The 11,568-nt window shown below is 65.4% G+C and carries 6 protein-coding genes; 3 read left to right on the forward strand and 3 right to left on the reverse strand.

The genetic code is table 11. The annotated features are described in order from the left end of the window. Window positions 1-146: 146 nt before the first annotated feature. Window positions 147-2,795, forward strand: coding sequence for a DNA mismatch repair protein MutS (gene mutS, locus NKI72_RS00955; protein ID WP_352849815.1), 2,649 nt, complete (start codon window positions 147-149; stop codon window positions 2,793-2,795). Window positions 2,796-2,906: 111 nt separating this feature from the next. Here mutS and NKI72_RS00960 read toward each other — a convergent pair whose 3' ends face one another. From NKI72_RS00960 to NKI72_RS00970, 3 genes are all read right to left on the reverse strand, one after another. Next, entirely contained in the window at window positions 2,907-3,752 is an 846-nt protein-coding gene (locus NKI72_RS00960; RefSeq protein WP_352849801.1) for an aldo/keto reductase, read from the reverse strand. Between the two features lie 109 nt (window positions 3,753-3,861). Further along, the gene (gene copM / locus NKI72_RS00965) at window positions 3,862-4,248 is read right to left on the reverse strand and encodes a CopM family metallochaperone (RefSeq protein ID WP_352767187.1); all 387 of its coding nucleotides are present in this window, start codon (window positions 4,246-4,248) and stop codon (window positions 3,862-3,864) included. Between the two features lie 43 nt (window positions 4,249-4,291). Then, window positions 4,292-6,796 (reverse strand): heavy metal translocating P-type ATPase, encoded by a 2,505-nt coding sequence (locus NKI72_RS00970; RefSeq protein ID WP_352830350.1) that lies wholly within the window; start codon window positions 6,794-6,796, stop codon window positions 4,292-4,294. Window positions 6,797-7,021: 225 nt separating this feature from the next. On the opposite strand from NKI72_RS00970, the gene NKI72_RS00975 reads away from it, so the two are divergent. Both NKI72_RS00975 and murJ read left to right on the forward strand, forming a co-directional pair. After that, entirely contained in the window at window positions 7,022-9,820 is a 2,799-nt protein-coding gene (locus NKI72_RS00975; RefSeq protein ID WP_352540446.1) for a [protein-PII] uridylyltransferase, read from the forward strand. Window positions 9,821-9,866: 46 nt separating this feature from the next. Further along, complete coding sequence (gene murJ / locus NKI72_RS00980; protein ID WP_352849802.1) at window positions 9,867-11,465, forward strand: murein biosynthesis integral membrane protein MurJ; 1,599 nt, start codon at window positions 9,867-9,869, stop codon at window positions 11,463-11,465. Window positions 11,466-11,568: the final 103 nt, after the last annotated feature.

Consider the following 11,568-nt stretch of genomic DNA (forward strand, 5'->3'; position numbering starts at 1 on the left):
TTTTGTGGAAGGTTCGGGATTAAGGCTACACTTCGCCGCTGTAAACCGCCAAGCATGGCTTGCAAAATTTTGGAAGCAGCTTCTTGAACGACGAGACGCCCATTCGAAGCGACAACGCCACGCCGGCCTTCGCGCCGGCGACGCCGATGATGGAGCAGTATATCGAGATCAAGGCGGCGAACCCGGATTCGCTGCTGTTCTACCGCATGGGCGATTTCTACGAGCTGTTCTTCGACGACGCCGAAAAGGCAAGCCGGGCGCTCGGCATCGTGCTGACCAAGCGCGGCAAGCACCAGGGGCTCGACATCCCGATGTGCGGCGTGCCGGTGCATGCCGCCGACGATTATCTGCAGAAGCTGATCGGTCAGGGGTTCCGCGTCGCCGTCTGCGAGCAGATCGAGGATCCGGCCGAGGCCAAGAAGCGCGGCGGCAAATCGGTGGTGCGCCGTGATGTGGTGCGGCTGGTGACACCCGGCACCATCACCGAAGACAGACTGCTGGCGCCGTCGGAATCGAGTTTCCTGATGGCGCTGGGACGAGTCAAGGGCGGGGCAGAGCACGCTTTCGCCTTGGCCTGGATCGAGATCTCGACCGGTGTCTTCCGCGTCGCCGAGACCACCGCCGACCGGCTGCTCGCCGATGTCTTCCGCGTCGATCCGCGCGAGCTGATCGTCGCCGAGCCGGTGTTTTACGACTCGGAGCTGAAACCGGTCTTCGACGTGCTCGGCCGCGTCGCCAGCCCGCAGCCGCCGTCGCTGTTCGATTCGGCTTCGGCCGCCGGCCGCATCGCCCGCTTCTTCGAGGTGGCAACGCCGGATAGTTTCGGCACGTTTTCGCGCGCCGAACTGTCGGCGATCTCGGGCGTCATCGCCTATGTCGAAAAGACGCAGAAGGCCGAGCGGCCACCGCTGTCGCGGCCGCAGCGCGAGGAGCAGGGTTCGACGCTGTTCATCGACCCGGCGACGCGCGCCAATCTGGAGCTGCTGCGCACGCTGTCCGGCAGCCGCGACGGGTCGCTGTTCAAGGCGATCGACCGCACGGTGACCGGCGGCGGCGCAAGGCTGCTCGCCGACCGGCTGACGGCGCCGCTGACGGACCCGGCGGCAATCGCCGCAAGGCTGGACTCGGTGTCGTTATTCCGCTCCGAAACGCGCCTCTGCCAGGCGGTGCGGGCAAGCCTGAAGAGCGTCGCCGACATGCCGCGCGCGCTGTCCAGGCTGGCGCTCAACCGCGGCGGCCCGCGCGACCTCGGCGCGCTGCGCGCCGGTTTCGAAGCGGCCGGCGCCATCGCCGAACTGTTCGGCCAAACCGCATTGCCGGCCGAACTGACCGCGGCGTTGGGAGCTATCAAGGCACTGCCCAGTGATCTGGCGACGCATCTGGCACAGGCGCTCAGCGACGAGCTGCCGTTGCTCAGGCGCGACGGCGGCTTCGTCCGCGGCGGCTACCACGCCGAACTCGACGAGATGCGGGCACTGCGCGACGAGTCGCGAAAGGTGATCGCCGGGCTGGAGCGTTCGCTGATCGACGAGACCGGCATCCGCTCGCTGAAGATCAGGCACAACAATGTGCTCGGCTACTATATCGAGGTCACCGCCAATCATCATGCGCTGATGACCGGCAGCGAGGGCGCCAGGGCGCGCTTCATCCATCGCCAGACCATGGCCAACGCCATGCGCTTCACCACCACCGAGCTCGCCGAGCTGGAATCGAAGATCGCAAATGCCGCCGACCGGGCGCTGGCGATCGAGCTTGCCGCTTTCGAGGCGCTGACGGCGGAAGTCGTCGGCCAGGCCGACAGGATCCGCGCCGGCGCCGAAGCGCTCGCCGTGCTCGACGTTTCGGCCGCACTTGCCTTGCTTTCCGAGAGCGAGGCCTGGTGCCGGCCGCTGGTCGATGCGAGCCTTGCCTTCGAGATTGCGGGCGGACGCCACCCGGTGGTCGAACAGGCGCTGCGGCGTTCCGGCGAAGGTCCGTTCGTCGCCAATGATTGCGACCTGTCGCCGCAAGGCGATGCCAAGGCCGGCGCGATCTGGCTGCTGACCGGCCCCAATATGGGCGGCAAATCGACCTTCCTCAGGCAAAACGCGCTGATCGCCATCCTCGCCCAGACCGGCTCCTTCGTGCCTGCGGCATCAGCCCATATCGGCGTCGTCGACCGGCTGTTTTCGCGGGTCGGCGCCTCCGACGATCTGGCGCGCGGCCGCTCCACCTTCATGGTCGAGATGGTCGAGACGGCGGCGATCCTCAACCAGGCAGGCGAACGCGCACTGGTCATCCTCGACGAGATCGGCCGCGGCACCGCCACTTTCGACGGCCTGTCGATCGCATGGGCGGCGGTCGAATATCTGCACGAGAAAAACCGCTGCCGGGCGATCTTCGCCACGCATTTCCACGAGATGACGGCGCTGGCCGGAAAACTGCCGCGGCTCTCCAACGTCACCATGCGGGTCAAGGAATGGGAGGGCGACGTGGTCTTCCTGCACGAGGTCGGCAAGGGTGCGGCCGACCGTTCCTACGGCGTCCAGGTAGCGCGGCTGGCCGGCCTGCCGGAAGCGGTCGTCGGCCGGGCCAAGGAAGTGCTGCACCAGCTCGAAGCCGGCGAGGTCTCGGGCAAGGCCAACCGTCTGGTCGACGACCTGCCGCTGTTTTCCGTGGCGGCGCAGCGGGAAGCGTCGAAGCCGGCGAAGAGTGATGGGCTGGGTTTGGCGCTAGCGGAGATCAATCCCGACGAGATGACGCCAAGGGAAGCGCTGGAGGCGCTGTACCGGCTGAAGGGGATGGCTGAGAAGTAGTGCTCGTCCGATAGCGCTCTACGGCACCCCCCCTCTGTCCTGCCGGACTGTCCGGCAGGACAGAGGGGGGTGTGACGGAACGCTGCTTTGGCTTGCCTTCCGCCCCACCCCTCAAATCATCGCCAAGCCGGACTTCCGCCTCGGTGGTGGGAAGGCGCGGTCAATTTCGGCGAAATCTTCGCTCGTGAGCTCGATGTCCAACGCCGCGACATTCTGCCGGATATGCTCCGGGCGGCTGGCCTTCGGAATGGCAATCACGCCGTCCTGCGCCATCACCCAGGCAAGAGCGATCTGCGCCGGCGTCGCACCGTGGCGGGCGGCGATGGCATCTAACCTGGCGGTGCGCGCCAATACCCCCTGATCGACCGGCGAATAGGCCATCAGCGGCATGCCGCGTTGCCGGCTCCACGGGGCGAGGTCGAACTCGACGCCGCGCTGCGACAGATTGTAGAGCACCTGGTTGGTCTGGACGTTGCCGCCGGCCGGCAACCGAACCAGCTCTTCCATCTCATCGGTATCGAAATTGCTGACGCCCCAATGGCGGATCTTGCCGGCCGCCTTCAACGCTTCGAACGCCTCTACCGTTTCCATCAAAGGAACGCTGCCCGGCCAATGCAAGAGATAGAGATCGATGCGGTCGGTGGCGAGATGCCTCAGGCTGTTCTCGCACGCCCGTTTCACGCCGGCGCGTGAGGCATTGGACGGCAGCACCTTGGAGACCAGGAAAACCTCGTCGCGGCGACCGGCGATGGCCTCCGCCACCACCTCCTCGGCACCGCCGCCGGCATACATTTCGGCGGTGTCGATCAGCGTCATGCCGAGATCCAGCCCGAGCTTCAGGGCATTGGCCTCGTCGCCACGGCGGCGGCCGTCCTCGCCCATCTTCCAGGTGCCCTGGCCGAGCACCGGCACGGCTTCGCCGCAGGGCAGGGTGGTCGTTCTTATCGTCGAAGGCATGGCATGCTCCAGTCCGAGGCCCGGATAGCACCATAGCCGCCAAGGGAAATCCAGGCGAAGCAGAAATCCAGGTGAAGCCTCTCGCCCGGATTCCCCGACAGCGTGACGCCTACTTCACCGGATGGGCAGCGAGCCAGTCCTGCATCTGCTTGATCTCGGCTTGCTGCGCGGCGATCACTGCTTCCGCCAGCTTGCGGATTTCCGGATCCTTGCCGTTGGCGAGCTCGACCTTGGCCATGTCGATCGCCGCCTGGTGATGCGGGATCATGCCGCGGGCGAAATCGACGTCGGCATTACCGGAATATTCGATTGCCATCATGTCGGTATGCATCTTGTCCATCGCCGCCTTGTAGCCCTCGGTCGAGGGGCTCTGCGCGCCCATTGCGACCATGTCGTGCTTCATCTCCTCGGCTTGTGCCGGAACGCTTTCGAGGAAAACGGCAAGCAGCATTCCCGCCGCCATCATCAACAGCACGATCTTCTTGGCCAAGGTCATTCGTCGTCTCCTTTTTTGAACAGGGTCTATCTGGAAGTTTTACTCAGAGTTTCAACGTCCTGAGCCGCAATGCGTTGGCGATCACCGAAACCGAAGACAGGCTCATCGCCGCCGCCGCAATCATCGGCGACAGCAGCGTGCCGGTGAGCGGATAAAGCACGCCGGCAGCAACCGGCACGCCGAGCACATTGTAGAGGAAAGCAAAAAACAGGTTCTGGCGGATGTTGCGGATCGTCGCGCGGGCCAGCGTCCTCGCCCTGACGATGCCGTTGAGATCGCCCTTGACCAGCGTAATTCCCGCACTTTCGACCGCAACATCGGCGCCGGTGCCCATAGCGATGCCGACATCGGCAGCGGCCAGTGCTGGCGCATCGTTGACCCCGTCGCCGGCCATGGCAACGCCGGCACCGCCGGCGCGCAATTCCTCGACCAGCGCGTTCTTCTGTTCGGGCAAAAGTCCGGCACGCACCGCGTCGATGCCGAGCTTGGCTGCGATGGCCTTGGCGGTGCGCTCGTTGTCGCCGGTCGCCATGACGATCTTCAGCCCGCTGTCATGCAGCGCCTTGATCGCCTCGGCGGTGGTCGCCTTGATCGGGTCGGCAACGGCGACGAGGCCGGCGAGCCGGTTGCCGACAGCAACGAACATCGCGGTCTTGCCGTCGGCCTGCAGCGCCTCGGCGCTGGCCTGGACCGATGTGCTGTCGATGCCGAGATCGGCCATCATCGCAGCATTTCCGAGCGCCACCTTCTGTCCCGAAACCGTGCCGGAAACGCCTTTGCCAGTGACGGCCTCGAAACCGCCGGCATCGGGAATATTCACGCCGCGTTCGCGGGCGCCTTCGACGATCGCCTCGGCCAGCGGATGCTCCGAGCCCTTTTCCAGCCCGGCGGCGAGCGCCAGCAGCTCGTCTTGCGCCATGCCTTCGACGGCAACGACATCGGTCAGTCGCGGCCGGCCTTCGGTCAGCGTTCCCGTCTTGTCGACGATCAGCGTATCGACCGAGGCAAAGCGCTCGAGCGCCGCCGCTTCCTTGATCAGCACGCCGGCATGCGCGCCGCGCCCGGTGGCGGTCATGATCGACATTGGCGTGGCAAGGCCGAGCGCACACGGACAGGCGATGATCAGCACCGAGACCGCCGAGACGATGGCAAAGACCGGGCTGGGTTCCGGTCCGACGATCGCCCAGGCGACGAACGCTATGATCGCGACCAGCACGACGGCCGGGACGAAGTAGAACGAGACGCGGTCGGCCAACCCCTGGATCGGCGCGCGCGACCGCTGCGCCTTGGCGACAAGCTCGACGATGCGCGCCAGCGTCGTCTCGGCGCCGACTTTGTCGGCGCGCATGATCAGCGAGCCGTTCTTGTTGAGCGTGCCGCCGGTGAGGTTGTCGCCTTCGGTCTTTTCGACCGGCAGCGGCTCGCCTGTGATCATCGATTCGTCGATGGAAGAGCGCCCTTCGAGCACAATGCCGTCGACCGGCACGGCATCGCCTGGGCGGATGCGCAAGCGGTCGCCGGCCTTGACGGTTTCGAGCGGCACGTCGTTTTCGGAACCGTCCGCGCCGATCAGCCGCGCCGTCTTCGGCGCCAGGTCGAGCAGCGCACGGATCGCCGAGCCGGTTTTCTCGCGGGCGCGCAATTCCAGCACCTGGCCAAGGAACACCAGCGCGACGATCACCGCCGCCGCCTCGAAATAGACCGGCACGGTGCCGTCATGGCCGCGGAACTGGTGCGGAAAGAGGCCCGGAAACAGCGTGGCGACGACGCTGTAGAGATAGGCGGCACCGACGCCGAGCGAAATCAGCGTCCACATATTGGGGCTGCGGTTGAGGATCGAATCCCAGCCGCGGTGGAAGAACGGGAATGCCGCCCACAGCACCACCGGGCTGGCCAGCGCCAGCTCCAGCCAGACCTTCGCGCGGTCGTCGATGAAGGCCTGAAACGTCAGGCCGAGCATCGGCGTCATCGCGATGACCAGCAACGGCACGGACAGCACCGCGCTCACCCAAAAGCGCCTGGTGAAGTCGACCAGTTCCGGGTTAGGCCCCTCGTCGCCGGTCGGCACGCCCATCGGTTCCAGCGCCATGCCGCAGATCGGGCAGGAGCCGGGCTTGTCGCGGATGATTTCCGGATGCATCGGGCAGGTGTATTGCGTGCCTTTCGGCATCGCCCGCGGCGCCGGCCTGTCGCCGAGATACTTTGCCGGCTCGGCTTCGAACTTCGCCTGGCAAGCGGCGGAGCAGAAATAGAAGCCCCGGCCCTCGTGCCGCAAAAAGTGCTTGGCCGTGGCGCGATCGACGCTCATGCCGCAGACGGGATCGCTAGCGGTCAGGTATTTTTCCGGCTCGGCGACGAATTTCGCGCGGCAGCTCTCGCTGCAGAAATGATAGCGATGGCCGTCATGCTCGGCCGTCGGCTTGCCGGCAGCCGGATCGACGGTCATGCCGCAGACCGGATCGCGGACGACGGCGTCCGCAGCAGAGGGTGCGCCTTTTGCCGAGCAGCAGCTGCCATGGGCGTGATGATGGTGATCGGAATGCGTCATGCCGAAAGCCCCTGTATTCGATGTTGCGGCGGAGGTAGTGCTTCCAGTAACTGGAAGGTCAAGGGCCGATTTCGATTTTTCGTGGCCAGGCCCTAACCGAACCGGCCGCGGGCGCGAGACGATCGTCCTGTCGGCGGCCGTGGAGAACGCGTCCGCCCGCCCCATACCCAGCGCCGCGAAAACGCGCTATAGACGCCGCCGAAACGGCGAGGCCGAACGGCATTTATGGCAAGAATATCCCTGAAGCTCGAGGAACTGATCGACGGCGAAGCCTTGCGCCGCGAGATGACCGAACTGACCGCGGCCACGGCAGGCGACGGCTCCGGCAAGGCCGCGCGCAGCGGCGTCCTCAAGCTTCTCAAAAGCCGGCTCGCCGACGGCCGCACGGTCGCCGAACGCATGCTGATGGACGATGGCAGCGGCACCGCCTGCGCCGCCCGGCTGTCGCATCTGATGGATGAGATCATCCGCGCGCTCTACGATTTCGCCGCCACCCATGTCTATCGCGTCAAAAACCCGTCTTCGGCCGAGCGCATGGCGGTCGTGGCCGTCGGCGGCTATGGCCGCGGCACGCTGGCGCCCGGGTCCGACATCGATCTGCTGTTCCTGCTGCCCTACAAGCAGACGCCCTGGGGCGAGCAGATCGTCGAATACATGCTCTATATGCTGTGGGACCTCGGGCTGAAGGTCGGCCACGCCACCCGCAACATCGACGAGTGCCTCAGGCTGTCGCGCACCGACATCACCATCCGCACCTCGATCCTGGAGGCGCGCTTCCTGTGGGGCGAGCAAAAGCTCTATGACGAGCTTTTGCAGCGCTTCGACCACGAGGTGGTGCGCACCACCGGCCCCGAATATGTCCAGGCCAAGCTCGCCGAACGCGACGAGCGCCACGCCAAGGCCGGCGAGAGCCGTTACCTGGTCGAACCCAACGTCAAGGACGGCAAGGGCGGCCTGCGCGACCTGCAGACGCTGTTCTGGATCGCCAAATATTTCTACCGCGTGCGCACCGGCGAGGAACTGGTCGACAAGGGCGTCTTCACCGACGCCGAATACAGGGAATTCCAGAAGGCCGAGGATTTTCTATGGGCGGTGCGCTGCCACATGCATTTCCTCACCGGCAAGGCCGAGGAGCGGCTGCATTTCGATATCCAGCGCGATATTGCCGAGCGGCTGGGCTACACCACCCATCCCGGCCTGTCGGCGGTCGAGCGATTCATGAAGCACTACTTCCTCGTCGCCAAGGATGTCGGCGACCTGACCCGCATTTTCTGCGCCGCGCTGGAAGAAGAGCAGGCCAAGCATGTGCCGGGCTTCAACCGCATCTTCCTCACCTTTTCGCGCCGCAAGCGCAAGCTCGCCGGCACGGCCGATTTCATCGTCGACAACCACCGCATCAACATTGCCGACGACGAGGTGTTCGAGCGCGATCCGGTTAACCTGCTCAGGCTGTTCTGGTTTGCCGATAAGCATGGCCTGGAATTCCACCCCGATGCGCTGAAGCTTTTGACCCGCTCTCTCGGCCTCGTCGGCAAGGCGCTCAGGCGCGACGAGGAGGCCAACCGGCTGTTCCTCGATGTGTTGACCTCGGACCGCAACGCCGAGCTCAATCTGCGGCGCATGAACGAGGCCGGACTGCTTGCCAAGCTGATCCCGGACTTCGGCAAGATCGTCGCCATGATGCAGTTCTCGATGTACCACCACTACACGGTGGACGAGCACCTCATCCGCTGCATCGGCGTGCTGGCCGAGATCGAGCGCGGCGACGGGGAAAAGATCCATCCACTCGCCCACTCGCTGATGCCGGGGCTGAAGAAGAGCCGCGAGGCGCTCTATGTCGCCGTGCTGCTGCACGACATCGCCAAGGGCAGGCCGGAGGACCATTCGCAAGCCGGCGCCAGGATCGCCCGGCGCATCTGCCCGCATATGGGGCTGTCGCCGGCCGACACCGAAACGGTCGCCTGGCTGGTCGAGAACCACCTCGTCATGTCGATGACGGCGCAGACCCGCGATCTCAACGACCGCAAGACGATCGAAGATTTTGCCGCCATCGTGCAGTCGGTCGAACGGCTGAAGATGCTGCTTGTGCTTACCGTCTGCGATATCCGCGGCGTCGGGCCTGGGGTCTGGAACGGTTGGAAGGGCCAGTTGCTGCGTACGCTCTACTACGAGACCGAGCTTTTGTTGACCGGCGGGTTTTCGGAGGTGTCGCGCGCCAAACGGACGGCGGCGGCGCGCGAACAACTGGCCGAGGCGCTTGCCGACTGGCCGGAAAAGGCCCGCAAGCGTTATGTCGGCCAGCACTACGAGAACTATCTGCTGGCGGTCGATCTTCCCGACCAGCTCCGCCATGCCGAATTCATCCGCGAGGCCGATCACGCCGGCAAGAAGCTCGCCACCATGGTCAAAACCCACCAGTTCGAGGCGGTGACCGAGATCACCGTGCTGGCGCAGGACCATCCGCGCCTGCTCTCGGTGATTGCCGGCGCCTGTGCCGCGGCCGGCGGCAACATCGTCGACGCGCAGATCTTCACCACCTCGGACGGCCGCGCGCTCGACACCATCCTGATCTCGAGGGAGTTCGACCGCGACGAGGACGAGCGCCGCCGTGCCGAGCGCGTCGGCCGGCTGATCGAGGACGTGCTGTCGGGCAAGAGCTGGCTGCCCGAAATGATCGAGAAGCGCACCAAGCCGCGGCGCGGCGCCAAGGTTTTCCGTATTCCGCCACGCGCCGAGATCCGCAACACGCTGTCGAACCGTTTCTCGGTGATCGAGGTCGAGGGGCTGGACAGGCCGGGCCTTCTGTCGGAGATCACCGGCATGTTGTCGGACCTGTCGCTCGACATCGCCTCGGCCCACATCACCACATTCGGCGAAAAAGTCATCGACACGTTCTACGTCACCGATCTCACCGGCCAGAAGATCGACAGCCCGTCGCGTACGGCGACCATCCGCAACAGGCTGATCGCGGTGCTCGAGGGCACGGCGTCCGAGCGCGGCAAGACCAAAACGGCCGCCGAGTGACGGTTACCTTCCATTTGCCCCAATCGCACAGGCAGTCTTCAAGCGCATGAGCCTTGTCAAGAAATTCGCCACGGTCGCTTCCGGCACGCTGATGAGCCGCGCCCTCGGTTTCGGCCGCGAGATGCTGATGGCTGCCGCACTCGGCACCGGGCCGATCGCCGACGCCTTCAACGCCGCCTTCCAGTTTCCCAACACCTTTCGCCGGCTGTTCGCCGAAGGCGCCTTCAATGCCGCCTTCGTGCCGCTGTTCGCCAAGGAGATCGAGACACACGGCACCGACGGCGCCAAGCGCTTTTCCGAAGAGGTGTTCGGCGTCTTGTTCACGGCGCTTCTGGCGCTGACCATCGCCATGGAACTGGCGATGCCGCTGATCGTGCGCTATCTGGTGGCGCCGGGCTTTGCCGACACGCCGGGAAAATTCGAGACGACGGTGGCGCTGGCGACCGTCATGTTCCCCTACCTGATCTGCATGTCGCTCGGCGCCATGATGGCCGGCATGCTGAATTCGCTGCGCCGCTATTTCGCCGCTGCGGTGGCGCCGGTGTTCCTCAACGTCATCCTTATCGCCGTGCTTGCCTATGCCTGGTACAAGGGTTCGGACGCCCGCACCGTTGGTTTCGGCCTGGCTTGGGGCGTGCTGGCGGCCGGCCTGGTGCAGCTGGCGATCGTCTGGGCGGCGGTGCGCCATGCCGGCATTTCGATCGGCTTCCGGCGGCCGAAGATGACGCCGAACGTCAAGCGGCTGCTGATCCTGGCGCTGCCGGCGGCGATCACCGGCGGCATCACCCAGATCAACCAGCTGATCGGCACGGCGATCGCATCGGCGCAGGACAGTGCGGTGTCGTCGCTGGCCTATGCCGACCGCGTCTACCAGCTGCCGCTGGGCGTCGTCGGCGTCGCTGTCGCCATCGTGCTGTTGCCGGAACTGTCGCGGGCGCTGAAATCGGGCAATCTGGTCGAGGCCGCCAATCTGCAGAACCGCTCGGTCGAGTTTACCCTTTTCATGACCTTGCCTGCGGCGGCCGCGCTGCTGGTCATGTCCGAGCCGATCGTGCGGCTGGTCTATGAGCGCGGCGCCTTTGCCGCCAACAATTCGACGCCGACGGTCGCGGCAATCCTGGCGATCTTCGGGCTCGGCCTGCCGGCCTTCGTGCTGATCAAGGCGTTCACCCCAGGCTATTTCGCTCGCGAGGACACGCGCACGCCGATGATTTTCGCCGCCATCTCGGTGGCGGTTAACATTACGACGGCACTGACGCTGTTTCCGACGATGGGCGCGCCCGGCATTGCCGTTGCCTCCGCTGTCGCCGGCTGGGTCAATGCGGCGATGCTGCTCGCCGTGCTGATCCGACGCGGCCATTGGGGCCGCGACGTGCCGCTCATGAAACGGATCCCGCGGCTGGTGCTGTCGGCGGCGGTGATGGCCGCGGCGCTCTATTTTGCCGAACACTGGTTCGCCGCAAGGCTCGCCTCCGGCTCGCCGCTGGTGATCAAGGCGGTAACGCTGCTAGCGCTCGTCGCCGGCGGGGCGCTGCTTTACTTCGTCACCGCCGTCGCCACCGGCGGTGACGATTTCGGCATGATCCGCCGCAATATCGGGCGCAAGGGCTCCCAGCCGGTCAAGGAGCAATCTCCGGATCCGTGAGGGGGAAAATTCATCAGCGCCAATTTTGTTCTTGCTTTGTGCCGGCAGCTATGCTATTAATTTCGGTATGGTGCTAATTGGCTCCAACGACCCGCCCACCGAG

The organism is Mesorhizobium sp. M0437 (genome assembly GCF_040321335.1).
Lineage (GTDB): Bacteria > Pseudomonadota > Alphaproteobacteria > Rhizobiales > Rhizobiaceae > Mesorhizobium.